This window comes from Corynebacterium argentoratense, from assembly GCF_021491455.1.
Classification (GTDB): Bacteria; Actinomycetota; Actinomycetes; order Mycobacteriales; family Mycobacteriaceae; genus Corynebacterium; species Corynebacterium argentoratense_A.
Genome location: NZ_JAKETN010000004.1, coordinates 1 through 24998 on the forward strand (window position 1 = coordinate 1; position 24998 = coordinate 24998).

The following is a 24998-nucleotide window of genomic DNA, read 5'->3' on the forward strand; positions in this document are numbered from 1 at the left end:
AGGAAGAGCCCAAGCAGGACGATTCTGCAAACGCATCTGGCGAGGCAACCGACGTTGAAATGCCCGAACTCGGCGAATCCGTCACCGAAGGCACCATCACCCGCTGGCTGAAGAAGGTCGGCGACACCGTCGCAGTCGACGAACCCCTCCTCGAAGTGTCCACCGACAAGGTCGACACCGAAGTCCCCTCCCCCGTCGCAGGCACCATCGTCGAAATCCTCGCTGAAGAAGACGACACCGTCGACGTCGGCGCCGTCATCGTCCGCATCGGCGACGGCAACGCCAAGCCCGCAGCCAAGGAAGAACCCAAGGCCGAGGAGCCCAAGGCTGAGGCTAAGGAAGAGCCCAAGCAGGACGATTCTGCAAACGCATCTGGCGAGGCAACCGACGTTGAAATGCCCGAACTCGGCGAATCCGTCACCGAAGGCACCATCACCCGCTGGCTGAAGAAGGTCGGCGACACCGTCGCAGTCGACGAACCCCTCCTCGAAGTGTCCACCGACAAGGTCGACACCGAAGTCCCCTCCCCCGTCGCAGGCACCATCGTCGAAATCCTCGCTGAAGAAGACGACACCGTCGACGTCGGCGCCGTCATCGTCCGCATCGGCGACGGCAACGCCAAGCCCGCAGCCAAGGAAGAACCCAAGGCCGAGGAGCCCAAGGCTGAGGCTAAGGAAGAGCCGAAGGCCGAGGCTAAGGAAGAGCCCAAGGCTTCTTCCGAGTCCAAGGTCAACGACGGCGATGACGTTCCCTACGTCACCCCGCTGGTCCGCAAGCTTGCCGACAAGCACGGCGTAGATCTGCGCACTGTTAAGGGCACCGGAGTTGGTGGCCGCATCCGCAAGCAGGACGTCTTGGCAGCGGCCAAGGGCGAAGGCGACTCCGCTCCCGTCGAAACCAAGAAGTCCGGTTCTGCGATCTCCACGAAGTCCGTTGACCCGGAGAAGGCAAAGCTGCGCGGCACCACTCAGCGCGTCAACCGCATCCGCGAGCTGACCGCGAAGAAGACCCTCGAGTCCCTCCATGGCGCTGCACAGCTCACCCAGCTGCACGAGGTCGACATGACCAAGGTCGCAGAGCTGCGCAAGGCTAACAAGCAGGCCTTCAAGGACAAGCACGGCGTCAACCTGACCTACCTGCCCTTCTTCGCGAAGGCCATGGTCGAGGCACTGGTCAGCCACCCGAACGTCAACGCCTCCTACAATGCTGAGACCAAGGAAATGACCTACCACGACCAGGTCAACCTCGGTATCGCGGTGGACACCCCCGCAGGTCTACTGTCCCCGGTCATCCACAATGCCCAGGATATGACGCTTGTTGAGCTAGCTAAGGCAATCGTCGACATCGCCGACCGTGCCCGCAACAACAAGCTCAAGCCCTCTGATCTGTCCGGCGGCACCTTCACCATCACCAACATTGGTTCCGAAGGCGCACTGTCCGACACCCCGATCCTGGTGCCCCCGCAGGCCGCCATGGTGGGCACCGGTGCAATCACCAAGCGCCCCGTCGTTGTGACCGAAGAAGGCACCGACGCCATCGGCATCCGCCAGATGGTCTTCCTGCCGATGACCTACGATCACCAGATCGTCGACGGCGCCGACGCTGGACGCTTCATGACCACCGTCCGCGACCGCCTTGAGACCGCAGACTTCGAGTACGACCTCGACCTCTAAACGCCCCTCCTAAACACCAGCCCCGTCACCCTCAGGCCTTTCACGGCCGAAGGCGGCGGGGCTGTTGTCTGTTCACCCCCGGGCGCTACACTAGAGCGCATTATGATCCGCGCACCATTCATGGCTCCCAACCAACCCATCCGCGATCTCACACACAAACTAGAGTTTCGTCACCTAGGCGAAATCGACTACATGGAGGCGTGGAACCTCCAAGCCGAACTAGCGGCACGCAGGGCCGCAGGCGACATCAACGACACCGTCCTGCTACTCACCCACCCCAGCACCTTCACCGCCGGCAAACGCACCCAACCAGAAGATCGCCCCACCACCGACGAAATCCCCTGCATTGACGTCGACCGCGGCGGCCGCATCACCTGGCATGGCCCAGGGCAACTAGTGGCCTACCCCATCATCAAACTTGTCACTCCGATCGACGTCGTCGACTACGTCCGCCGCATCGAAGAAGCCCTCATCGACACCATCCGCCACCTAGGCCTGCCACACGCAGGACGCATCGATGGCCGCTCCGGCGTATGGATCCCCTCCGATGACCACCGCCCCGATCGCAAAGTAGCAGCCCTAGGCATACGCGTCACCCAAGGCGTCACCATGCATGGGCTTTCCCTCAATTGCAACAACAGCCTCGACCCCTACAACCTGGTCGTTCCCTGCGGCATCAGCGATGCGGGCGTAACCACCCTGTCCGAGGAACTGGGACGCGACGTCACCACCCAAGAACCCATCGACAGCTTGAGCGACAGCCTTGAAAAGGCGCTCTCAGGTGAAATGACGGTTGCCGACCACACCTTCGCCACCGCAGACAACCCGACGAAATAAGAAACAACAAAAACACTCATCACCCCAGGTTAAAGCCACCTGTGGCCCTGTTTTGACAACACATGTAGGGTAGACACCGTGACTGTAGCACCCAACGGACGCAAAATGCTTCGCATCGAAGCTCGCAACTCCCAGACCCCCATCGAAAGCAAACCTCGATGGATCCGGACCACGGCAAAAACCGGCCCGGAATTTAAAGACATGAAAAAGCGAGTCGCGGGTGCATCCCTCCATACCGTCTGCCAAGAAGCAGGCTGCCCCAACGTGCACGAATGCTGGGAATCCCGCGAAGCAACCTTCCTCATCGGCGGCTCCCAATGCTCCCGCCGCTGCGACTTCTGCCAGATCGACTCCGGCAAGCCCGAACCCCTCGACCGTGACGAGCCCCGTCGCGTCGCAGAGTCCGTGCGGGAAATGGGGCTAAATTACGCCACCATCACTGGCGTCACCCGCGATGATCTCGAGGACGAAGGCGCCTGGCTGTACGCAGAAGTAGTGCGCCAAATCCACGAGCTCAACCCCAACACCGGCGTGGAAAACCTCGTGCCCGATTTCTCCGGCAAACCGGACCTCCTGCAGGAAGTCTTCGAAGCACGCCCCGAAGTTTTCGCCCACAACATCGAAACTGTGCCCCGCATTTTCAAGCGGATCCGTCCGGCATTCCGCTACGACCGCTCCCTCGACGTCATCCGACAGGCACGTGACTTTGGTCTGGTCACCAAATCCAACCTGATCCTCGGCATGGGCGAAACCCCCGAAGAAGTCCACGATGCGATGCAGGACCTCGCTGACGCCGGCTGCGACATCCTCACCATCACCCAATACCTGCGGCCCGGCCCCATGTACCACCCCATCGAACGCTGGGTGAAGCCCGAAGAGTTCGTCGAGCACTCCGAGGCCGCTAAAGAGATGGGATTCTCCGGTGTAATGAGCGGCCCCCTCGTGCGCTCCTCCTACCGCGCCGGACGCCTGTACGCTCAAACCATTGCGGCTCGCGGTCAACAGTTGCCGGAAAACCTAGCCCACTTGGCGGAAACCACCGAAGGCTCCACTGCCCAAGAGGCATCGTCCTTACTCGAGCGTTACGGCGCATCCGAGGACACCCCCGTGGCTGCCCGCTAAACGTCAACCGCTCGTCAGACGAGCTACAGCACCCTAAGGGGCACCGTTGGGCCGCGTGCCCTATTGTTGTAGTCATGTCTGACGCGAAAAAGGAAGCACGGGCCGCGAAACGCGCCCAGAGGAAACAGCAGTACCGCCAGTTCTGGCAAGCGTTCAACATGCAACGCAAACAAGACAAGGCGCTGCTTCCCATCATGCTCGCAACGGTCGTTGGGGTTGCCCTGGCGTTCTTCCTTATTGGACTGTTGTGGGGCGGCGAATGGTTCATGCTGATCATCGGCATCATGTTCGGCATCCTCGCAGCATTGTGGGTATTTACACGCCGCATGGAACGTAATGTCTACGCACAAGCAGAAGGACAGCCTGGCGCTGCTGCGTGGGCGGTAGAAAACCTGCGCTCCGGCCCAGGTATGGTCTGGCGCTCCACCCCCAACGTGGAAGTAACCCCCCAGCTTGACGCCGTTCACCGTGTCGTTGGACTGTGCGGTGTCGTCTTGATCTCCGAGGGTGATCCCCACCGCGTCAAGTCCTTGCTGGCTAAGCAGCGCAAGCGCATCTCCAAGATCGTCGGCAACACCCCGGTCTACGAAATCCACACTGGTACTGGCGAAGGCGAAGTGCCACTCGCTAAGCTCCAGCGCCAGTTGGTGAAGCTCCCCCGCAACATCAAGAAGAACGAAGTGCACTCCCTGGCTACTCGCCTTGAGTCCATCGACAGGACCATGGGCGCTGGTGCGGCTCTTCCGAAGGGCCCCATCCCCAAGGGCGCTCGTGTGTCGGGGATGAACCGCAGGATGAAGCGCGCCCAAAAGCACTAAACTTAGTGCATTGTTGATAGGCAGTCGCCGGTGACTACCCGAGGATGACTGCAGTGCCGGTGGCCCGGTCGTGAAGACCTCGGCCATCGGCATCAACGATAATTGGGGGGAAAATAAACACGGTCAGCGCAGCCCGGACCACCGATCGCCACAGCCCTACTCGCTCTTGAGCGTCAATTCTGGCAACACCCATGCGCAGCATCATGTGCCCGGGCGTACGCGCGAATAGAGCCACGCTAACGATGCTGATAATCACGAAGATCCCCAGAGTGAGGCTGGGTGCGTAGAACTGTCCGTTGCCACTGAGCTGTCCGATGATGATCGCGATGAACATCGCGAAAAACCAATCGATGGTGATTCCACCGACCCGTCGCATGACGGATGCTAAAGAACCTTCGCCGTGTTCCGGCAGGCCCAGTTTTTCGCCCGGCCACCTTGAGGGCGCGCCGTCATCATCAAATTGGGATGGGATTTCTGGGCCGCTAAGCCAACTGCGTTTCTCCATGTTTACTGAGGATAGGGCCTTGCACCTTAACGGGGCTACTTCCACACCGGTGGGTTATATGGTCGATCGACAGATATTCGCTAAGCTTAAGCCAGCACTAGCATCGATCCCCGCGAGGAGAAACCATGGCCTTCGAGACAACCGAAGATGTCGTCAAGTACATCAAGGACAACGACGTCGAGTATGTCGACATGCGATTTACCGACGTTCCCGGCACCGAGCAGCGCATGACCATCCCTGCTCATACCTTCACTGAGGAGGCAGCCGAGGAAGGCTTCGCCTTCGACGGTTCTTCGGTCATCGGATTCACATCCATTGACGAATCCGACATGAATCTTCACCCTGACGTCGCGACGGCTTATGTTGATCCGTTCCGTCGCGCCAAGACGTTGAACATGAAGTTCTTCGTCCACGATCCTTTCACCCGCGAGCCCTTCAGCCGTGACCCGCGCAACGTTGCCCGCAAGGCGGAGGAGTACCTGGCATCCACCGGCATCGCTGACACCTGCTTCTTCGGCGCCGAGGCCGAGTTCTACCTCTTCGACAAGGTCAGCTTCACCGCTGATGCGCACACCGCGCACTACGACATTGACTCCGACACCGGTTGGTGGAACCGCGGCGAGGACGTCAACCTCGACGGCAGCCTCAACAAGGCCTACAAGACCCGCTTCAAGGGCGGCTACGGCCAGACCTCCCCCATGGACCAGTACCAGGACTTGCGCGACGAGATGTGCTCTTTGCTGCGTGGTGTCGGCTTCGATATCGAACGCCAGCACCCCGAAGTCGGCACCGGCACGCAGCAGGAAATCAACTACAAGTTCAACACCCTGTTGGCCGCCGCTGATGACTTGCAGACCTTCAAGTACTTCGTGAAGAACGCCGCCTTCCGCGCGGGCAAGACCGCCACCTTCATGCCGAAGCCCCTGGCCGGTGACAATGGCTCCGGTATGCACGCCCACCAGTCGCTGTGGATGGACGGCACCCCCTTGTTCCACGACGAGGCTGGCTACGCTGGCTTGTCTGACATGGCCCGCTACTACATTGGCGGAATCCTGCACCACGCGGGCGCTGTGTTGGCGTTCACCAACCCCACGTTAAACTCCTACCACCGTCTGGTTCCGGGCTACGAGGCGCCGATCAACCTGGTGTACTCGCAGCGCAACCGTTCTGCGGCTGTGCGTATCCCGATCACCGGTTCCAACCCGAAGGCTAAGCGCATTGAGTTCCGTGCTCCGGACCCGTCGGGCAACCCCTACTTCGGTTTTGCTGCGATGATGCTCGCTGGCTTGGATGGCATCAAGAACCGCATCGAGCCCCATGCACCGGTGGATAAGGATCTCTACGAGTTGCCCCCGGAGGAGGCCGCGTCGATTCCTCAGGCTCCGACTTCTTTGGAGGCTTCCCTGGCCGCGTTGGCTGAAGACCATGACTTCCTCACCGAAGGCGATGTGTTCAGCGAGGACTTGATCGATACCTACATCAAGCTCAAGTACGACAATGAGATCACCCCGTCGCGCATGCGCCCGACTCCGCTGGAGTTCGAGCTGTACTACGACTGCTAAGCAGTAGACCATCGTCTCTTAACGCCCCGGGCGCTGTGAACGGTGCCAGGACATAAACGTCCTGGCACCGTTTTTCTTTTCCCTCGTTGGCTCGCCGTTTTTAAGTTTGCTGGCGCGGATGGGGTAAAAACCTGAGAGGGTGCACAATATCTGCTACCCCCAGTATTGGGAGCTTAGGGACTTTGGGCTGCTGGTCTAGATCGACCAACCTTGGACGTTAAGCTCTATGACGGCACCGACCACACCGATGAATACCCCGAGGCTCTTCGGGATGCCCTGACCTACGACGGTCACGACCTCACCTTTGAAATGTCCGACGGTCGTGTGGTCACTGCCTCCTACACCTACTGGACTGTCGTTCAGAAGATGAAGGAGCTTCTTGCGACTGTTCCTGAGGGCCACGAGCACGAACTTCTCCAGTACTACAGCGGCTACTACCGTGATGCGTGGAACAAATATTCCAAGAACGTTAACCGCTTTGATCTGCGTTTTCTAGAGGATCCGACCACGGGTATTTTGTCCTTTGTCGATGCTTCTAGCTACTACTTCCAGCCCGGCGATATCGTGCACACTCTCCAGCGCTACGACTTCCGTGGTGCTGTGGAGGCAAACTACGCCAAGACGACCTACGGCCAGAACGGCACCGTGTGCCGCACCGAAGACGTCGACGGCAGCTGGGGTGACTGTAAAAACACCTACTACCTGCCGTTGGATTGGATGAAGCACAACGGCGAGCTGGTCCCGGAGTACAACAGCCAACAGCCCTGATACCCAGTACGGTGAAGACGGCCAGCCCTACAAGTTCCTGGTGTGGAAAAACGGCGATCCAGTGGATCAGCTGGTGACCAGCCCGATGACGATCCCGGGCGGCAACTTCCTGGGTATGGGCACCGCACAGTACCAGCACACTACTGGTGGTGGAACAAGTGCCGGTGTTATTAGTAGCCGCCAGCTGTACTACCGCCTGCCGGAGATCCAGATTCACGACGTCCTCGATAAGGATTACCGTGCTCTGCTGGACTATGCCCCGGACGCGAAGTTCATCGATCGCACTGAGAAGCAGACCGGTACGCCTTTTGCTTCGGCGACTGCCCAGCAAAAGATCGACAGTGTCTTTACTCCCCTGAAGTTGGAGGATCTGTCCAAGCCGAACCAGCTCAAGGACCTCAACCTTCACCGCGTGTACTGGAATAACGAAACCAGCATTCGTCCCGCGCGCATCATGGAACCCGTTCAGCCCTATTCCTGCTCCAACATGAGCGAGGCCGAGTGGAACGAACTGAAGCCCAAGACTCCCGGTGACGCCTACGTCTACGTCTACTCTGACATCCGTGAAGGCAACCTTCCGTACACCTTCGCCATCGACCCGACTAACGGCAAGGTACGTCTGCGCCAGGAGCTGTACCGCACCTACCGTGAGCGCCCGAGCTTGCTGGAGATCAAGAAGCTCAGTGCGTCCGAGTTCGGTGGCCACGGTGTTCAGTCCGTCTTTGACGAAGCCGAAGGCGCCGAAGGTTCTGACAATGCTGATGACGTCGCGCCTGAAGATGTTGCAGGCAAGGCTCCGGAGAAGATCATCCGCGTCTACCCCTGGAATGACACCTACAACCAGCCGACTGCGGAAAACGGCACTTCCTACCAGGAGGTATTCAACTACCGCGAGCCCACCCCGGGCCAGAGCCCACGCCGGATTAACCGGCGCCACAGTCGCCACCTTGCAGCCAGCCCACTTGCCTACAGCCGAAGGCATAGCCAACAACTGGCCGGTTCCCGCAGGAACACCAAGCCTGGTGGCGTCATCGGCCGGGTCAAAATCACCCAGCAGCGCATCACGCAACGCTTCCCGAGTCCCGGTCGGGGGCAAATCAACATCAATGAAGGGAATCATAAGGACCTAGTGTATTGGCCACTATTGATACCCTTAAGCCCATGAAGTTTCCTCTCACGCCCGCAGTACCCACGATCGTCGCAGCGACAGCCCTATGCTTCACCGGACTCACCGCGTGCTCGATCCACCGGGAGGAAACACCACCCCCTGCCAGCACCACCAAATCGACACCATCGTCTACGGCAGCGCCGGCGACTCCCAGCACCAAAGAGCTACCGCCTCCAGCGGACAAGCCCGTACCTGTCGATTTTGGGCGCTTCGAAATGGACGGGCCCGCCGCTATCCACGACGCCCAATATGCGTCGATGCCCTATGTCATCCCCCTCAACCCTGCCGGGCCTCAAGCCACAATGGTGCGATGGGTCGACGGCTGGGGTGTTGACCCCGACCACGCGGCAGACGGCACGATGTACGTCCTGGGCCACGCGTGGGGCCAACAGCGCCTCGTGTTCAATCCCTTCTCGGAAGTCGTCACCGCAGCAGTGAACCTGTCTGCACCTGCGCAGCGCGTGCCTGCCGTCGGTGGGGGAACTGTGGGCCGATACGCAAGCGACGTCCTCAATGGATCATTAATCACCATGACCGGCACCGATGGCGCGATACGGCGCTGGGAAGTCGACAACTCATGGTTGGTGGACAAATACGAAGCCATTGACGATTCCGAACTTGTGGACGAACACGCCCCTGGGCGCATCGTATTAATTGCATGCAGCGTCGATGGCAGCAACGACCTAGGCTTCAATGTCATCGTCTCTGGACACCTGGTCGATGAACAGCTGCCTAAGGCTAAGACCGAAGCACGGCCCCAGCCGGGCGGGGAGAACGCCTAAACGTGAGTACCCCAGAGAAAGTCACCACCCGTGCGCTGGTGGTGTGGGCTGCGGCGGTCGCTGTCTACATCGCTGCGGTCACCGGGCGCACCTCCATGGGTGTGGCCGGCACTGCGGCTATTGATCATTTTGGTATTGACGCCTCCCGGCTGGCTGTGTTCACGTCAGTCCAGGTGGGCGTGTACGCTCTGGCACAGATTCCCACAGGCGTGGCGATTGACCGCTTCGGCCCCAGGAAGCTTCTGTTTGTTGGTTCAGTCATTATGGCTACCGGCCAGATCATCTTGGGACTAACCAGTAGCTATGGGGTTGCTATTGCCGCCCGCGTACTTATTGGTGCTGGAGATGCCACCGCCTTTTTATCCGTGATGCGCATCCTGCCCGCCTGGTTTCCTTTGCGTAAGACCCCCGTATTTACACAGCTCACGGCTGCGTTGGGGCAGCTAGGCCAATTCTTGTCTGCAGTTCCTTTTATGGCCATGTTGCATGCCCAAGGATGGACGCCAGCTTTCGTCAGCCTCGGCACCTCGATCGCTGTGTTAGCAGTGGTTACAGGACTGCTCATTGCAGATGCGCCCCATGCACCCCTGCACACCCCCGGGGCAGATTTGCCGTTGCGCAGCAAACTCGGCTTAGTTGTCCGCAGCCCCGTGTGCTGGGAGGGTTTTTTCAGCCACTGGATCGGACTCATGCCCAACTTGATGTTCCTTTTGCTCTGGGGCGTTCCATTGATCACCTTAGGGCTGGGCCTCTCCCCTGCTTACGCCGGCGCGGCACTGGTTGTAAATAGCGTGGTGCAGGTGTTTGTCTCCCCCATCCACGGGTTTATTAGTTCAAGGCTCGGCCCGCAACGTGTGTGGGCTGTGATCACCGGAGCATTCATCGTGGCGGGTACCGCTGGATGGTTTTTCACGCACAAGTCCTCGGTGATGGTGTTAAGCCTGGTGCTTGGCGTGATGTCACTTTTATCTAACTATGGCTTCGACATGGTGCGGGAAAATATTGATCGCCGAGTGCTTGCTACGGGCACGGGGTTGGCGAACATGGGCGGCTTCGTTTCCGGCATGATCACGGCGCAAGCTTTCGGTGTGCTTTTGGATGTGTCCGCACGCAAAACAGGCCACCCAGGAATCTACCGGTGGGAAGATTTCCAGGTGGCCTCGTGGTCGATAGCCGTGATGCTGGGGCTCGGCCTAGTGGGTCTTGTTACTTCGCGAGTACTTTCTCGATACCGTTAAAAAGGTTCAGATTGAACAGGAAGGCTTCAGCGGCCTCGTTGAGCAGGCACTCGCGGTCTTCCTCAGACAGAGGCAGTGCGTCGAGCGCGGCGCGGTAGTTGTCCTTGTAGGGCTTAACCTTCGGGATCTCTGTGAAGCGGTAGAAGCTGACGGCGTCTTCGCTTACCCCGTAGTGGCGTTGCATCATGCGGCCAATAACCTGGCCACCGGAAAGGTCACCGAGGTAGCGCACGTAGTGGTGGGCAATCAGACGGGCGGCGTCTTTACTTTCGCCGATTTCTTGAAGGCGTCGCACATAGGCCTCGGTAGCCGGCAGCATGGTGACGTTGTCGCGCCACTCGGTCGAGCCGTGCAGGGCGTCGAGGTCGGATTCCAGGGAGGGAACGCGTTCGAGGGCAGGGTCGACGATGTCGGCGGCGATGGGGTCTTCTGCAACTGCGCGGGCGGCTTCTTCCAGCGCGCTGTAGAACAACCAGCTCTGCTCCTGAAGGACGATGAATTCTTCTACTCCGAGGTTGCCCTTGAGGAGTTCGTCCATGAAAGTGGAGTGCTCAGCTTTTTCGTGGGCGGCTGCAGTTGAGGTTCGCAAAGCCTGGGACAGGGGTGCAGTCAGGGCGGTAATCATGAGTAAATCATAACTTAGGCAAGGCTCGCAGCATATCAACCTTTTGGTGGATTTTAGACCTCCACTAATGTCAACCCATTGGCCCCAATTCGAACCCGGAAGAGCCCCAAAATACTTCATCAACCACAGCTCGAGCCTTGCGTGTCAGCTTCAGATAATTCTCTAAAAACTCCTGGTAGTTGGCATGATCCCAGCCGGCTGCGGCAGCCACCGTAGCCAGTTGCGGCCCCGGGGAAGGCAACTGGTCGGTGCGCTTGCCCTTGACCAACACGAGCGCATTACGAGCACGCGTCGCAGCCAGCCAGGCGGACTTTAATGTTTCAGCCTGCTGCGGCCGGATAATCGCTTGATCACGTATGACGTCGAGGGCCTCAAGAGTGGAGGGTGTGTGCAGCTGCTCAACATCACTGTGCATCAAGGTGAGTAGCTGAACTGTCCATTCAATGTCGGTCAACGCACCCCGACCAAGCTTGGTGTGGGTGTTCCTGTCAGCACCCCTCGGCAGCCGCTCGTTATCCACCCGGGCCTTCATGCGGCGAACTTCCCGCACCACGTCCTCCCCCACTCCTGCAGCGGGATAGCGCAGGGGGTTAATCATGTCGATGAAGCGCTGCCCGAGCTCCGGGTTGCCTGCGACAACAGCTGCACGCAGCAGGGCCTGAATCTCCCAAGTCTCGCCCCAGCGCTCGTAATACGCCCGGTAGGACTCTAAGGTGCGAACAACGGGGCCCGAGCGACCCTCCGGCCGAAGCCCCAAATCGACCTCAAGCGAGGGGTCCTTGCTGGGTTTGCTCAACCTGCGGCGCATACGATCGCACACACCGATCGACCACTTCACGGCATCGGTCTCATCAATGCCAGGCAGAGGTTCGCACACGAACATTACGTCAGCGTCAGAGCCGTACCCCAGCTCCGCACCACCCAAACGGCCCATGCCGATCACCGTGATGGTCGCCAGTGACTCATCTGATGCAGCAGTTTCCGCCCGTAGAGCAGCTTCCAGAACCGCATCCCACACCAGGGACAGGCTGCGACATACCTCCTTGACATCCATCATTCCGAGCAAATCTGCAGCGGCGATGCGAGCCAGTTCTGCGCGGCGTAAACCACGGGCCGCCGCAATAGCCGCGTCCGGGTTGGTCTTGCGGCACGCCGCCGCCACCAAAGACTTCGACACAGTTTCGGGATGCGGGTTGACCAGCTTCGGACCAGAAGCACCATCGCCTAAAAGCTTGAGGGTTTCCGGGGTATCAATAATCAACTGGGACACGTAAGGGGAATTACCCAGGATCTTCATCAGGCGTTGCCCAACGATGCCCTCGTCACGCAACAGCCGCAGGAACCACTGTCGCTCCTCGCACTCCTCAGACAATTTACGGTAATTCAACAACCCAGCATCCGGGTCGGAAGTTCGGCTGAGCCACTCCATCAACGTCGGCAACAACATGGCTTGGATCTTGGCTTTTCGGGAGCCACCGGAAGCCAAGGCACTCAAGTGCTCATAAGCACGACCCGGGAACACATAGCCAAGTGCGGCAAGCTGCCGCTGGGCGGCATCCGGGGACAACCGCAGCGTGCCCACATCCAGGTTGACCACAGAGTTGAGCAAAGGGCGGAAGAACAGCTTGGCGTGGAGTTGACTAATTTGCCTAAGCACCGCCCGATATTTAGCGCCCAGCTCACCCTCGCGAACCCCAGAGGTGCGCGCCAACCAGCGCAACGCGACGTCATCAGCCAAATCGGGCATCATGTGGGTGCGCTTAACCCTCTGCAACTGCAAACGATGCTCCAGCAACCGCAAAAACTCATAGGCCTCGATGAAATGGTAGCCGTCCTCGCGACCAACGTAACCGCCCTCGATCAAAGCCTCGAGCGCATCGACAGTGCTGGTCACGCGCAAAGCATCATCGCTGCGACCATGCACCAACTGCAGCAATTGGACAGCAAATTCGACGTCGCGTAGGCCCCCGCGCCCAAGCTTCAGCTCGCGTTCACGCAACTCTGCGGGCACATTGTCCAATACCCTGCTGCGCATCGCCTGCACGTCTTCGACGAAGCTTTCGCGCTCGCTGGCGGCCCACACCATGGGGCTCAAACTCTCGATGTAGGCATCCCCCAGGGCCCTGTCGCCGGTCATGGGTCGGGCTTTAAGCAAAGCTTGGAACTCCCAGGTATGCGCCCACCGAGTGTAATAAGCGACATGGGATTCCAAGGTGCGCACCAACGCGCCACGTTTTCCTTCAGGGCGCAAGGCCGCATCAACTTCGAAGAAGCACTGGGAGCCGATGCGAATGAACTCCCCCGCCAGGCGCGTGATCTTCGTGTCCGCCGGCTCGCCGACAAAGATGACGTCGACGTCAGAAATGTAGTTGAGCTCGCGGGCACCGCACTTGCCCATGGCGATGACCGCTAGCCGCCCCTCCATGGGTTTGTCTTTGAACACTTGGGCGACGGCTACCGACAATGCTGCGGTGAGTGCGGCATCAGCTAGGTCGCTGAGCTCTCCCACCACTTTTCGAAACGGAACCGTCGGCTGCCCGGTGCGCCGCGGGGATTCGGGGTAGGTGCCGGCAAGGTCGTGCGCGGCAATGCGCATTAGGAGCGTTCGGTAGGTGTTTTTGAGTGCGGTCTGTGCCTCTGGGCCGGTGATGGCGGCGCGGTAGGTGCCTGCGGTGGATAGGTAGGGGTTGGCGGGGTCGCCTTCGATTCCTTCGGGTGTTGCTTCGACGCTGCCGAGCATGGCCTGCATCATTTCGGAGAATGTGGGGACCTCGTCGGCTAGTTCGGACCATAGCTCTGGGTGGGCGACGAGGTGGTCACCTAGTGCTGTGGAGCCGCCGATGAGCGACAGCAGTCTGACGCGGATGGCGGGGTCTTTGCGGATGGCGCGATCAAGGGCGTCATAGTCGTCACCGAGGGCTGATTTGAGCCGGACGGCGGTGTTGAGGGCGAGGTCTACGTCGCCTGCCCCCGATAGTGCCCAGAGTATGTCGAGGGAGTTTTCGTTGAGCCAGCCGAGGGACTCAAGGTCTGCGGTGGCTGTGGGGCTGGTCAGTCCGAGGGCCGCGTTGGTGGGCAGTGTTCGGCGGGTGGTGCGTGAAGAGTACATGCGGTGCCTAGTAGTGCAGGTTGGTTTTCAGTTCCCATTGGGTGATTTGCGACTGGTAGTCGTTGATTTCACGCCACTTGTTGCGCAGGAAGTATTCGAAGACGTGCTCCCCTAGGGTGTCGGCGACCAGTTCGGACTGTTCCATGAGTCGGAGGGCTTGGTCGAGGGAGGTCGGCAGCTCGGTGTATCCGAGGGCGAAGCGTTCCCGGCGGCTCAGCGCTGATACGTCGCCTTCTGCGGGTTCGGGCAGGGTGTAGCCCTCTGTGATTCCTTTGAGGCCTGCGGCGAGCAGGACGGAGAACGCGAGGTAGGGGTTGCAGCCGCTGTCGGGGCTTCGTACTTCAACGCGTCGGGATTCGACTTTGCCGGGGCGGTAGGTGGGCACGCGCACCATGGCAGATCGGTTGGACACACCCCATGTTGCTGCTGGGGGTGCTTCGTTACCGAACATCAGGCGTTTGTAGGAGTTCACCCATTGGTTGGTGATAGCCGAGATTTCTGGGGCGTGGTGGAGGATGCCTGCGATGAAGTGTCGCGCGGTGGAGGAGATGTTGTATTCGTCGTCAGGGTCGTGGAAGGCGTTGATGTCGCCTTCGAATAGCGACATGTGGGTGTGGATGCCGGAGCCCGCGTATTCGGCGAAGGGTTTGGGCATGAAGGTGGCGGCTACGCCGTTGGCGATGGCGACCTGTTTGATCAGGAAGCGGAAAGTCATGATGTGGTCGGCCATGGTCAGCACGTCGGCGTGACGCAGGTCGATTTCTTGCTGGCCGGGGGCGGTTTCGTGGTGGGAGAATTCGACGCTGATGCCCATGGATTCGAGGGCTTGGATGGCTTGCCTGCGGAACTGTGGGGCCAGGTCGTTGACGGATTGGTCGAAGTATCCGCCGTTGTCGGTGGGTTCTGGGCGTAGGCCACCGGTGTTGAGTGTTTTGAGTAGGTAGAACTCGATTTCGGGGTGGACGTAGCAGGTGAAACCTTCGTTGGCTGCGGCGCGTACTTGGCGGCGCAGCACTTGCCGGGGGTCGGCCCAGGACGGTTGCCCGTCGGGCATGGCGATGTCGCAGAACATGCGGGCGGTGTGTGGTTCGGTGCTGCTGGGCATCAGTTGGAAGGTGGAGGGGTCGGGCAGCGCGATGGTGTCTGCTTCGCTGACGCGCGAGTAGCCTTCGATTGCTGAGCCGTCGAAGCCGATGCCTTCCCCGAAGGCGCTTTCTAGCTCTGCCGGGGCGACGGCCACAGATTTGAGTGTGCCGAGGATGTCTGTGAACCACAGTCGGACGAAGCTGATGTCTTGTTCTTCAACGGTGCGGAGCACGTATTCCTGTTGGCTATCCATGGGTATTAATCTATCTCTATACTGGCTGCTGTGGGGGTCGGCCCGATCTTTTGGGGGTTTTTAATGTCTGTTGATTTTTATCGTTCTGGTCGTTTGTTTTTGCCTGATGGCTCGTGTTTGTCGGAGTTTTTATCCTCCGAGCTTCGGAGTTGTTTGGTGACTTTTGTGCGCCGGGGCGGGTGGACTGCTGGGGATTTTTCGCATGTTTTTGGTGTGAAGGGGCAGTTCATTGCTTTGGTGTGGTTTGATGACGTCGTGTCGGCTTGCGGTAGCGCTGCTGTGGTTGCGGACTGGCGGCGGGGGCTGCAGTGGTCGCGGGTGCTTGATAAGTCGGGGCAGCGGGCTGTGCTGAAGGGTGGGGAGAAAGCATGGTGGGCGTTGGCTGATCGTTTGCGTCGTACGTGGCCTCTACACGAGTGGGAGGTGCAGGATCAGTTGGCTGCGGATCCTAGTGTGTCGAAGGTGCGCGATCGAGTGTTGAGTTTGCTACGGAAGGCGGAGTCGACGACGTTCGCTGCGGAGGCTGAGGCTTTGGTGGCGAAGGCTCAGCAGTTGCAGCAGCAGTATGTATTGGATGGGTTGGTTGCTTCTGGTGCTTCTTCGGAAACGATTCGCACCCATAGGGTGTGTATTAGTGGGCCGTATGTTAAGCATCGTTTCCGCTTGTTGGGGGGTGTGGCTCGGGCGAATGGGTGTCGGGCAATTTTGGTGCACCCGTTGGGTTTAGTGTCGGTTGTTGGTGAGCCAGAGTCGTGCGCTCATACTGCGCAGATGTATGAGTCTTTGCAGGTGCAGTGCGATTACTACATGTCGACGGATCCTCGGGCTGAACAGGCTCGTGTGGATAAGCAGCTTGCGCCGTTTAAGCGTAGTTTTTTGCTGGCTTATGCTGCGCGGATTTCTACCTTGTTGTCTGAGGTCAATGAGCATGCGTTGCCGCGCGATGAGGTTGCGCGTTCATCGGCGGAAAAGGCGTTGGCGTTGCGTGGTGCGGCGGTAGATCGTGCGGTGGAAGACTTGTATACCAATCTTCGTTCTTCGAGTTTGGCGGTCAAAAACTGGTCTGGTTATTCGGCGGGTGTTGACGCCGCGGAGCGTTCACGGTTGGGCGGGGCTGAGATTGATGCCCAGAAGTCGTTGGAGTCCGGCGGCTAGGAAACGCTCCTTCGCTCACGCCTGGTAGAACGGGTTGTATGAGTGTCGAGTCGAACGTTGAGGTCGAGTTAAAGTTTTCTCCGGGGGATGCGGTGGTTCCGGACTTTTCCGCCGCAGAGTCTATCGATGATGTGTCTGGTCCTGTGGTTCGGCATTTGTCCGCGCTGTATTTCGATACAGCTGATGGTGTGTTGTCGCGCAATAAAATCACGTTGCGCCGCCGCACTGGTGGCAAAGATGATGGGTGGCATGTGAAGCTGCCTGGTGATGGTGGCCGGGTGGAGTTGCATAGCCCTGCCACCCAGGGCGAGCAATCCCCTCCTGCGCAGCTGCTGGCCCATGTCGCTGATCTGGTGGGCGGCAGTGAGCTTGTGGAGGTCGCGCGCATCGACAATGAGCGCCACGAATATGTGCTGCTCGCTGGGGATTGCCCGGTGGTGGAGTTTGTTGATGACCACGTCACTGCCTACCACGAGGGTCGCAGCCGTTCGTGGCGGGAGTGGGAGTGCGAGCGTATCGGAGATTCACCCGCGGCGATCACTGCCTTTGAACAAGCCTGCGATGTTGTGCGCTCCGCGGGTGTGCCGGTATCTGTGAGCCCATCGAAATTGGCTCAGGCTCTAGAGATCTAGGTAGAGATCCTAGCTAGATCTCTAGGCCGGTAGGGCTACTTTTCCCAGGATGCTGGCTTGCCCCAGTTGTCGCCCTGCTCGTCGTATTCGTCAGCGGCTTCGGTGCGTGCCTGTGCGGTTTCCAATGCTTCGCGGGCTGCTTGCTCGCTGTCGTAGGGGCCCATGCGGTGGGTTGCGTCGAATTCTAGGCCTTGTGCTACTTCGCCGGTTTGGGGGTTGAAGTACCACTTGTTGTCGAGGTCGTCCACGGGGGTGCCTTTCTGTTGTTTGTTGTACCCACCTGTGTGGGCTGCCGTGAATCATTGTAGTTGTCGCAGTTACTATGTAGGGATGGAGCGAGTCAACCAGATGGAGATCGTGGCCTCAGCGCCGGCAACGTTTAATGTCATCGGTGAGCACACTGATGCTGTTGGTGGGGTTGTGTTGATGGGTGTAGCAACGCCGCGGGTTCGGGTTGCGGTGACGCGCACGACCAGTGGTGTGGTTGAGGTGTCGAGCAGCATCGATGGGATTGAGGATTGCTCTGCCCGCTGGTCGGAGTTGCCGATTACTGCTGCGGGGGCTGTCAGCAAGCATGCTGGCCCTCAGACCAACCTTGCTGCGCGTTTCGGTTCTATTGCAAACATGTTGATTAACAAGCAGTTGATCACTCGCGAGCATAATGGCTATGTCGTTGAGGTTTCTTCGGAGTTCCCTTTGGGCGTTGGCTTAGGTGTGGTTGAGGCGCTGGAGTGTGCGTTTGCGTTGGCGATTGTTCGCCCCCATGTTGATGATGACGACGCTCCCCTGCGCGCCAAGCTTGCGGAGGCGCTGGTAGACACAGCCACGTTGTTGCGCAAGCAATGTGATGACGCCGCGTTGGTTACGGCGTCATCGGATCCTCGCGAGCATGCGTCGGTACAACGTGTGCGTTATGAGGTTGCTTTGCGTAGCCCGGGCGGGGTGTCTGTGTTGGATTATCGGGATAAGTCGTTGACCACTGCCCCGCCGTTGGGTGATGTGGTTCCTGTTGTGGTCAATGCGTCGAAGCCGCCGAAGCCCAGTGCCGAGTTGTCGCAGATGTGTCGTTTCCTTTTTGATGCCGCCCATGCCTATGGGGTGTCGGAGATTCGCCATGTTCCGGATGCTTCTCCGCGGGTGATTGAGTGGTTGACGGCTGTGCATTCGGTCAAGCCGGATTCTTCTGCTCCCGCTGTTCCTGTGGCTCAGCGGTGGTTGGATTTTTTGGATGCGGAAACTCAGCGTGCGCAGCAGACGGTTGCGTTGTTGCGTTCGCGGCGTCAGCGGGAGGCCGCCGATGTGTTGCAGCAGAGCCATTGCGCAGTAGCGGAGGAGTTTTCTTTCCCCGCGGCTGCTGATGCTGTGGGGTTGCTGGCTGCAGAGCGTGGGGCCGTGGCGTATCGTGCGGCCCATGGTGGGCATAGTTACGCGGTGATCGCGTACGTGCCTTCGGCCAGCGTTGATCGTTTTATTGCCGATGCAGAGCCTGGTTTGAGTGTGCTGGCGCTTGATCCTGGGTCTCGGGCTGAGGTTGAGCACTGCGCTGTCTGCTAGCACTACTGGGCTCTGCCCCTGGGGGTTACTAGGGCGAATGAGTTAGCCGATAAGCCGGATTTTGTTCCCGTCAGTATCAATAGTGCTGACGGTGGCGAACATCCATCTAGGGCCGGCATGCGGCCTCGAGCGGCTCACCCATGGATACGGTAGACGAGCAGCCTAATCCATGCAGGCACACCGTAGTGATGCGCCCTTTAGCCTTGCTCCCGGTGGGGTTTACCTAGCCACCTCAGTCACCTGAGGTGCTGGTGCGCTCTTACCGCACCTTTTCACCCTTACCCACGTGTTTTCACCGTGGGCGGTTTGTTTTCTGTGGCACTGTCCCGCAGGTCACCCTGGGTCACCGTTAGTGACCACCGTGCTCTGTGGAGTCCGGACTTTCCTCGAGTAAACACGCCGTCTGCGGGATACCCCGAAGGGGCACCTCGCAGGGGTACGTGACTCGCGTTCGCCCTGGCTAACTCATTCGCGTTTCCACTATAGGACTGTGGGTGGGGTGTGACAAGTACGTCCTAGGGGCGGGTGTTCATTGCTCGGAGGCAGGTGGGGCCGTCGGCGTAGAACTCGATGATGGTCAGTGAGGATAGGTCGATCTGCGTGCGGTAGTAGATCGCGGGGGCGGCGTCGAGGGCTAGTTTGATTAGCGCCTTGATGGGGGTGGCGTGGGTGACGACAACGATGTTGGCGGCCCCGTGGGTGTCGGTGAGTTCCGCTAAAACACCTTTGATGCGTCGGGACACCTGGTTGAGGGATTCTCCCCCGGGTGGTGCGGCTGCGGGGTCGCTCAGCCACGTGCTGTGCAGTTCGGGGTCTTTGTCGTGGGCTTGGCCAAATGTCAGCCCTTCCCAGGTGCCAAAGTCCATTTCGTGCAGGTCATCGATGACTATGTAGTCGTCGGTAAGTATCTGGGCGGTTTGTTGCGCGCGTCGTGCCGGCGAGCATACGACGGCGTCAATTCCGCCAATTTTTTTCAGGTAGTCGGCGGTGCGTTGTGCTTGTTGGCGTCCGCGTTCTGTCAGTTCGGGCCCATCGCTTCCGGTGTCGCCGCTGTATCGGCCGTTGACTGATGCGTCGGTTTCTCCGTGGCGCCAGCAGATCAGGCGGGTGGGTGCTGACGTCGCGGGGGCCTGTGTTGCAGCCTGTGTTGCGGTAGCCTTGTCGGTTTGGTTGTCGGTGCTGTCTTCGCCGGCTTCACCGATGTCGCGGCTGACGAATCCGACGGGGGCTCCTTTAGCTCCGGCGTCCATGGCTTGGTTGGCTAGTGCGTCGGCTGCTTTGTTTTTGGCGCGCGGCACCCAGGTGTAGCTGATGGAATCGAAGGTGGCGGCTAGTTTTTGTGCTTTGAGCGCCAGCTCCTTCATGTCGGGGTGTTTGACCTTCCAGCGCCCTGACATTTGTTCGATGACGAGTTTGGAGTCCATGAACACGTCGACGGCGGTGGCGCCGAGCTCGCGTGCGGCTTCCAGGCCGTTGATCAGGCTTGAGTATTCGGCGACGTTGTTGGTGGTTTTTCCACCGTAGTAGGCGATGGATCCTAGGACTCGTTCGCTGGGTACCTCGATGAGGACGGTGCCGGAGCCTGCGACACCGGGGTTTCCGCGGGATCCACCGTCGGCTTCGATGCGGATGCGCATTAGGTCCTCACCAGGTAGGTGCCGCATTCGGGGCAGGTGGGTAGTTCTTCGGCGGGTGCGTGGCGCAGGGCGCTGATGGTGGCTGGGGGCAGGATGAGGTTGCAGCCGTGGCAGCTGCGCCCTTGCAGTCGTGCGGCTCCGATGCCGGTGTCTTCGCGTTGTTGGTCGTAGGCGGCGAGAACATCGGGGTGGGTGTTGCCAAGGGTGGTGCGCAGTGCGTTGATTTGTTGGAGCCGTTGTTCGGTGTGTTCTTCTTGTGCGCGCTGCGCGACTTCGAGTGCGCGGGTGGCTGCGGCGATTTTGTCGTCGAGTTCGCTGTGGTGGGCCCCGTTGTGTTGGGCGTTGAGCTTTTGGGCGTCGCAGCGTTTCAGTAGTCCGTCTTTTTCGGCGAGTTTGTTGTCGATGCGGCGTTGTGTTTGTTCGAGGTCGCGGTGGAGTTCGCGTCGTTGACCGGGGTCTTCGGGGTAACGGGCTAGCTCGTCGGCGTCGGCTTGTTGGCGCTTGTTGAGTTTTTTGAGGTCTTCGTCGATGGCGTGGATGCGCCGTTGGATGTCTTGGACGCTCATTGATGACGCCGCGGCGCCGTCGCGCAGTTCGGTGCGTTGCGCGCGCAGGGTCTCGAGGGCAGCGCGTTCGGGTAGTTCGGCGGGGGCGATGCGTGCGGCGAGTTCGAGGTCTGCGAGTTCGAGCAGGAGGTGTTGCTCGCTGGCGGTCATCTTCATGGTGTGTTCCTACTGGGGTGGTTTTATTTGGCCGCTTGCTTGGCGGCGAGGTTCCACGGGTCGGTTCGGATATCGATCATGTGACACTCTAGTCCGAGTGTGTCCTGGATGAGTTGTTGTGCTTGGGTGAGCCAGGGTGATTCGCTAGCCCAGTGTGCTGTGTCGATGATTGCGGGGCCGCCGGCGCGGAGGTATTCGTCGACTGGGTGGTGGCGTAGGTCGGAGGTGAGGTAGGCGTCGATGGGGGTGGTGGCGGATAGTTCGATGATGGTGTCGAGGAAGCTGTCGCCTGCTCCTGATGCGACGGCGACGGTGGTGATGGTGGCGTCGGGGTCGCCGGCGGCGCGTACGCCCCATTCGGTGGTGGGTAGTCGGTCGGCGACGCGTTGGACGAATTCGGCTAAGGGCATGGGGGTGTCGAGGGTGCCGATGCGCCCGAGGCCGAGCTCGGGGTTGTTTTTGTTGGGTGCGATGGGCTGCCCGGGGGTTATTCCGAGGATTTCTGCGAGTTGGTCGTTGACTCCGGGGCGTGCGGAGTCAGCGTTGGTGTGGGCTGCGAATAGCGCGACGTCACCTTTGATGAGGGTGGTGACGGTGGCGCCTTTGGGGGTGTTGGTGGCGACGCTGTGGACTCCGCGCAGCAGTAGTGGGTGGTGGGTGATGAGCATGTCAATGTCGGCGTCGACTGCTGCTTGTGCGACGGCGTTGGTGCAGTCGAGGGCGAAGCCGACGCGACGCACGGGCGCGTCGGGGTCTCCGCAGATCAGGCCTACTTTGTCCCAGCTTTCTGCGAGCGCTGGCGGGTAGGCGTCTTCCATGACTGCGATGACATCTGCGACAGTGGCTGTGCTGGTTGTACTGGCAGTGCTGGCTGTGGTGGTGGGTGCTGTGTTTCCTGCGTGTGCTGTGTTGTTGCTGTTCACGTGTCTAGTCTTCCATGGTTGCGCGCGTGTCTCTACGGCTAGGTGTGGGCGTTGTTGAGTGTGTGGGTGAGGGTATGGATGAATGCGTCGGTTGTTGCGGGGTTGCGGACGGCTAGGCGCCACCAGCTCGCGTCGAGTCCCGGGAAGGTGTCGCATCGGCGGATGCTGATGTGTTGGCTTACGAGTTGTTGCCTGATGTTTTCGGTTGTCTGTGGCTGCCAGGGGGTGCGCGTGAGGATGTAGGGTGCGTGTCCTTCGATGGTGTCGAAGCCTAGGGGTGTGAGTGCGTCGATGAGGTGCCTCTTATGCGCAATGACGTCGCGTTGGACCTGCCTGCGGTGTTGTTCTGCCTGCGCGTGGGTGGGGCTTGCGGGGTTGTAGATGGCGTCGAGGGCGGCTAGTTGCAGTGTGCCCAGCGGCCAGTGGGGACGAAGGTAGGTGAGTTGTTCAATCAGGTCGGGGTGTGCGACGGCGTATCCGCATCGCAGGCCGGCGAGCCCGTAGGTTTTGGTGGCACTGCGGAACACGATCGTGTTGGTGGTGATGGCGGCGCGCTGCACGAGGCTGTGTCGTTCCTGGAGTGCGGGTGTAAGCGTGTCTATGAATGCCTCGTCGGCTGCAAGTACTCCGTCGAGTTTGCTCAATTGTTCGGCCAGGGACGCTAGATCGTGGAGTTGTCCTGTGGGGTTGGTGGGGTTGCCGATAACCCATAGTTGGCTTGGGCCCGGCGCGCTGGCGTCACCGTGTTCACGGGGTACCTCGAGTTCGAAGGGCGGTTGCAGTATCCGCGTGCTGACGGGGATGTGTGCTCGGCGCAGTACCCATTCTGGTTCTGTGAATCCTGGGTGCGGGATGACTGCTGTGCGTAGGCCGGCTGTGTTGAACAGTTGTGGGAGGAAGGAGAATCCTTCGGCTACGCCGGCAAGGGGCAGCACGCAGCGTGCGTCGATGCCGTGGTGGGCCGCGATGCCTTCTTTGACGCGCTGGTAGAGCTGTTCAGAGGGATAGCTGTGCAGGTGTGGGATGTGTTCAGCAATGACGTCGCGGAGCCACTGCGGTGGCGTGTTGTCGACGACGTTGACCGACAGGTCGATGCGCGCATCGGCTTGCGCGGCGTCAATATCTCCGTGGTGGCGGAGGTAGCTGTAGTCCTGGTTGGGCTGTTCGGTGACGTTGTTCATGAATATGCTGCCTTTTAGCCTTCGCCGAGTGCGAGGGTGATGATGAGTAGCTCGGCTTGGGTGGCTGGGCTGGAAAGGTCGATCCCGCAGACTTTGTTGATGCGGGCTATGCGGCTGCGCAGAGTGTGCCGGTGGACGCCGAGGACGTCCGCAGCGTCACTGAGCTGGAATCCGCTGCGGGCATAGACCTCTGCTGTGCGTGCGAGTTCGGTGGCGTTTATCCGGTCGTATTCGCGCAGCGCCCCGAGGGTTTGGTCGGCGCGGGCGGTCAGCAATTTGCGGACGGTGTCGTTGTGCAGCCACTGCAGTGCGACGTCTTCGCCTGCGACGCTGCGGCCCAGCTCGGCGGATTGGGCGGCGGTGCGCAGCAGGTCAATATCAGCCATGGAGAGTTTTGACCACAGAGTGGGTTCGCCGATGGCTAGGCGAATGCGCTGGAATGTGGGGCCGCTGCAATAACTGCGCACGTTGGTATGGGTTCGGTTACCGCGGAACAGTACCACGACCGTGTTGTCGTCGAGGGGGACGGAAAACAGGGCTCGGGATTGTTGTTCGAGACGCTCGTCGACAACACGGAGCGCTGGCGCTAGTGCTTCGGGGTCGTCGGCGTAGAGCACGGCGGGCCGGACTCGGCCGTAGGCGTCGGTGGCATTGGAGATCAGTTGGGACAGTGTGCGTTGCCCACCTTCGATTCCAAGCAACAGAGCTAGGGCAAGTGAATTGAGTTCGCTGCGGGCTTTACGCAATGTGCGGGGGCGCTGGAGCACAATGTCCGCCAGGCCCATGCAGTGGGTGATGGCTGAGAGCTCCGAGCGGCTAAACCCCTGCTCGCGCACCAGTTTCAGCACGTGGTAGCGCTCCCCCTGCGAACCCAGAACGTGCGTCATCTCGCACACGAGGTCTCCGTCATCGAGGGCTCGCCAGCGCGCGGAACTTGCGCTGGGCCCCTTGCCTGCGGGCAGCTGGCTTAAATCTGTAATGATCAACCGCTTAGCCAGCCCCGCACCTGGGTACACCACGCGGCCGTCGTTATCGGCCAATGCGACGTCTGCGCGTAGGTCTTTGGCGAGCACATCCAGCAATTGAACAATGCCACCATCGACAGCTGCACGATTGAGTCGGTCCTGTTGACGGGTCAAGGCCCGGTAGTCCTGTTGCAGGCGACGATTTTGTTCCGCATGGACCGCGTGCACAATGCTCTGGAAGGACACGGCACGGGGCACCGCGAACACTTCCAAACCGGCGGCCTGTGCCCCCTTAATGAGGGAGGCAGGTACGTCATCAAATTCGACGCCAATTCCGAATCCGATGCCGGTTGCCCCTGCCGCAGCAAGCTTCGAGGCATAGGCCTTGAGCTCCGCGACGTCATCTTCAAAGGATAAACCGAGGGTGAGCACCAGGGTTCCTGCTGTGATGAACTCGGGCTCGGCCATCTCACTGACCTGCACATATTCGAAACTGCCCCCTTGACTGTGGACAGGTACGAGGCCGAGAGATTTCTGCTCATAGAGCCAGCTAAACGCGATATCGGTGGCGGCTACGGGGGCTGCTGGGCGGGTCACACTAAACAATCTATACGATGCGGCGAATCTTTAGCGCACTCATTCGCCAGAACGTCTAGCCCATGCAATCCGGTTATCAGCCCCAT

22 protein-coding genes and 1 other RNA gene are annotated in these 24998 nt (G+C 59.9%); 12 read left to right on the plus strand and 11 right to left on the minus strand.

Annotated features, from left to right (window positions below; genetic code table 11):
* From sucB to L1C91_RS05925, 4 genes are all read left to right on the plus strand, one after another.
* Positions 1-1673 (plus strand): 2-oxoglutarate dehydrogenase, E2 component, dihydrolipoamide succinyltransferase (gene sucB, locus L1C91_RS05910; RefSeq protein WP_234858451.1); only part of this gene is annotated, 1673 nt, incomplete at its 5' end.
* 102 nt (positions 1674-1775) lie between these two features.
* Positions 1776-2510, plus strand: coding sequence for a lipoyl(octanoyl) transferase LipB (gene lipB / locus L1C91_RS05915; RefSeq protein WP_234858452.1), 735 nt, complete (start codon positions 1776-1778; stop codon positions 2508-2510).
* Between the two features lie 78 nt (positions 2511-2588).
* The gene (gene lipA, locus L1C91_RS05920; protein WP_234858453.1) at positions 2589-3632 is read left to right on the plus strand and encodes a lipoyl synthase; all 1044 of its coding nucleotides are present in this window, start codon (positions 2589-2591) and stop codon (positions 3630-3632) included.
* 74 nt (positions 3633-3706) lie between these two features.
* Entirely contained in the window at positions 3707-4450 is a 744-nt protein-coding gene (locus L1C91_RS05925) for a DUF4191 domain-containing protein (protein WP_234858454.1), read from the plus strand.
* 34 nt (positions 4451-4484) lie between these two features.
* Here L1C91_RS05925 and L1C91_RS05930 read toward each other — a convergent pair whose 3' ends face one another.
* Positions 4485-4955, minus strand: coding sequence for an RDD family protein (locus tag L1C91_RS05930; protein WP_020976661.1), 471 nt, complete (start codon positions 4953-4955; stop codon positions 4485-4487).
* A gap of 125 nt (positions 4956-5080) precedes the next feature.
* On the opposite strand from L1C91_RS05930, the gene glnA reads away from it, so the two are divergent.
* The 5 genes from glnA (at position 5081) to L1C91_RS05955 (ending at position 10473) form a co-directional block, all read left to right on the plus strand.
* Positions 5081-6517 carry a type I glutamate--ammonia ligase gene (gene glnA, locus L1C91_RS05935; RefSeq protein ID WP_046203959.1) on the plus strand — a complete coding sequence of 479 codons (1437 nt, stop codon included), beginning with the start codon at positions 5081-5083 and terminating at the stop codon, positions 6515-6517.
* Between the two features lie 210 nt (positions 6518-6727).
* A complete protein-coding gene (locus tag L1C91_RS05940; protein ID WP_234858455.1) occupies positions 6728-7285 on the plus strand; it encodes a hypothetical protein in 558 nt (185 codons plus the stop codon).
* A gap of 40 nt (positions 7286-7325) precedes the next feature.
* The gene (locus L1C91_RS05945) at positions 7326-8450 is read left to right on the plus strand and encodes a hypothetical protein (protein WP_234858456.1); all 1125 of its coding nucleotides are present in this window, start codon (positions 7326-7328) and stop codon (positions 8448-8450) included.
* Positions 8447-9235, plus strand: a complete 789-nt coding sequence (locus L1C91_RS05950; RefSeq protein WP_234858457.1) for a sortase — start codon at positions 8447-8449, stop codon at positions 9233-9235. Before L1C91_RS05945 ends, L1C91_RS05950 begins: the two co-directional genes overlap by 4 nt.
* 2 nt (positions 9236-9237) lie before the next feature.
* Positions 9238-10473, plus strand: a complete 1236-nt coding sequence (locus tag L1C91_RS05955; protein ID WP_234858458.1) for an MFS transporter — start codon at positions 9238-9240, stop codon at positions 10471-10473.
* Here L1C91_RS05955 and L1C91_RS05960 read toward each other — a convergent pair.
* The 3 genes from L1C91_RS05960 to L1C91_RS05970 form a co-directional block, all read right to left on the minus strand.
* The gene (locus L1C91_RS05960) at positions 10442-11095 is read right to left on the minus strand and encodes a biliverdin-producing heme oxygenase (protein WP_419178724.1); all 654 of its coding nucleotides are present in this window, start codon (positions 11093-11095) and stop codon (positions 10442-10444) included. The genes L1C91_RS05955 and L1C91_RS05960 overlap by 32 nt on opposite strands.
* A gap of 73 nt (positions 11096-11168) precedes the next feature.
* Complete coding sequence (locus L1C91_RS05965) at positions 11169-14207, minus strand: bifunctional [glutamine synthetase] adenylyltransferase/[glutamine synthetase]-adenylyl-L-tyrosine phosphorylase (RefSeq protein WP_234858460.1); 3039 nt, start codon at positions 14205-14207, stop codon at positions 11169-11171.
* 7 nt (positions 14208-14214) lie between these two features.
* Entirely contained in the window at positions 14215-15546 is a 1332-nt protein-coding gene (locus tag L1C91_RS05970) for a glutamine synthetase family protein (RefSeq protein ID WP_234858461.1), read from the minus strand.
* A 63-nt stretch (positions 15547-15609) separates the two neighbouring features.
* Between L1C91_RS05970 and L1C91_RS05975 the strand changes: the two genes are divergently transcribed.
* Together L1C91_RS05975 and L1C91_RS05980 are read left to right on the plus strand one after the other, a co-directional pair.
* Positions 15610-16701 carry a DUF2786 domain-containing protein gene (locus tag L1C91_RS05975; RefSeq protein WP_234858462.1) on the plus strand — a complete coding sequence of 364 codons (1092 nt, stop codon included), beginning with the start codon at positions 15610-15612 and terminating at the stop codon, positions 16699-16701.
* Positions 16702-16739: 38 nt separating this feature from the next.
* The gene (locus tag L1C91_RS05980) at positions 16740-17333 is read left to right on the plus strand and encodes a CYTH domain-containing protein (RefSeq protein ID WP_234858463.1); all 594 of its coding nucleotides are present in this window, start codon (positions 16740-16742) and stop codon (positions 17331-17333) included.
* A gap of 35 nt (positions 17334-17368) precedes the next feature.
* Here the strand turns inward: L1C91_RS05980 and L1C91_RS05985 are convergent, their stop codons facing one another.
* A complete protein-coding gene (locus L1C91_RS05985; protein ID WP_020976671.1) occupies positions 17369-17581 on the minus strand; it encodes a hypothetical protein in 213 nt (70 codons plus the stop codon).
* A gap of 82 nt (positions 17582-17663) precedes the next feature.
* Here L1C91_RS05985 and L1C91_RS05990 point away from each other — a divergent pair, with 82 nt between their 5' ends.
* A complete protein-coding gene (locus tag L1C91_RS05990) occupies positions 17664-18887 on the plus strand; it encodes a galactokinase family protein (protein WP_234858464.1) in 1224 nt (407 codons plus the stop codon).
* 34 nt (positions 18888-18921) lie between these two features.
* Here the strand turns inward: L1C91_RS05990 and rnpB are convergent.
* The 6 genes from rnpB to L1C91_RS06020 form a co-directional block, all read right to left on the minus strand.
* Positions 18922-19355: RNase P RNA component class A (gene rnpB / locus L1C91_RS05995), an RNA gene on the minus strand.
* Between the two features lie 47 nt (positions 19356-19402).
* Complete coding sequence (locus tag L1C91_RS06000; RefSeq protein ID WP_234858465.1) at positions 19403-20524, minus strand: bifunctional RNase H/acid phosphatase; 1122 nt, start codon at positions 20522-20524, stop codon at positions 19403-19405.
* The gene (locus tag L1C91_RS06005) at positions 20524-21246 is read right to left on the minus strand and encodes a zinc ribbon domain-containing protein (protein WP_234858466.1); all 723 of its coding nucleotides are present in this window, start codon (positions 21244-21246) and stop codon (positions 20524-20526) included. The genes L1C91_RS06000 and L1C91_RS06005 overlap by 1 nt, the downstream gene beginning before the upstream one ends.
* 23 nt (positions 21247-21269) lie before the next feature.
* Positions 21270-22169, minus strand: coding sequence for a Nif3-like dinuclear metal center hexameric protein (locus L1C91_RS06010; RefSeq protein WP_442872266.1), 900 nt, complete (start codon positions 22167-22169; stop codon positions 21270-21272).
* 38 nt (positions 22170-22207) lie between these two features.
* Positions 22208-23350 carry an aminotransferase class I/II-fold pyridoxal phosphate-dependent enzyme gene (locus L1C91_RS06015; protein ID WP_234858467.1) on the minus strand — a complete coding sequence of 381 codons (1143 nt, stop codon included), beginning with the start codon at positions 23348-23350 and terminating at the stop codon, positions 22208-22210.
* Between the two features lie 14 nt (positions 23351-23364).
* Positions 23365-24912, minus strand: coding sequence for a PucR family transcriptional regulator (locus L1C91_RS06020; RefSeq protein ID WP_234858468.1), 1548 nt, complete (start codon positions 24910-24912; stop codon positions 23365-23367).
* Between the last annotated feature and the right edge of the window lie 86 nt (positions 24913-24998).

Excerpts from the sequence above, each read along its gene's own strand:
- lipB (WP_234858452.1), top strand. The coding sequence starts at position 1,776 with ATGATCCGCGCACCATTCATGGCTCCCAACCAACCCATCCGCGATCTC.
- L1C91_RS05925 (WP_234858454.1), top strand. The coding sequence starts at position 3,707 with ATGTCTGACGCGAAAAAGGAAGCACGGGCCGCGAAACGCGCCCAGAGG.
- L1C91_RS05930 (WP_020976661.1), bottom strand. The coding sequence starts at position 4,955 with ATGGAGAAACGCAGTTGGCTTAGCGGCCCAGAAATCCCATCCCAATTT.
- glnA (WP_046203959.1), top strand. The coding sequence starts at position 5,081 with ATGGCCTTCGAGACAACCGAAGATGTCGTCAAGTACATCAAGGACAAC.
- L1C91_RS05950 (WP_234858457.1), top strand. The coding sequence starts at position 8,447 with ATGAAGTTTCCTCTCACGCCCGCAGTACCCACGATCGTCGCAGCGACA.
- L1C91_RS05965 (WP_234858460.1), bottom strand. The coding sequence starts at position 14,207 with ATGTACTCTTCACGCACCACCCGCCGAACACTGCCCACCAACGCGGCC.
- L1C91_RS05970 (WP_234858461.1), bottom strand. The coding sequence starts at position 15,546 with ATGGATAGCCAACAGGAATACGTGCTCCGCACCGTTGAAGAACAAGAC.
- L1C91_RS05975 (WP_234858462.1), top strand. The coding sequence starts at position 15,610 with ATGTCTGTTGATTTTTATCGTTCTGGTCGTTTGTTTTTGCCTGATGGC.
- L1C91_RS05980 (WP_234858463.1), top strand. The coding sequence starts at position 16,740 with ATGAGTGTCGAGTCGAACGTTGAGGTCGAGTTAAAGTTTTCTCCGGGG.
- L1C91_RS05990 (WP_234858464.1), top strand. The coding sequence starts at position 17,664 with ATGGAGCGAGTCAACCAGATGGAGATCGTGGCCTCAGCGCCGGCAACG.
- L1C91_RS06000 (WP_234858465.1), bottom strand. The coding sequence starts at position 20,524 with ATGCGCATCCGCATCGAAGCCGACGGTGGATCCCGCGGAAACCCCGGT.
- L1C91_RS06005 (WP_234858466.1), bottom strand. The coding sequence starts at position 21,246 with ATGAAGATGACCGCCAGCGAGCAACACCTCCTGCTCGAACTCGCAGAC.
- L1C91_RS06015 (WP_234858467.1), bottom strand. The coding sequence starts at position 23,350 with ATGAACAACGTCACCGAACAGCCCAACCAGGACTACAGCTACCTCCGC.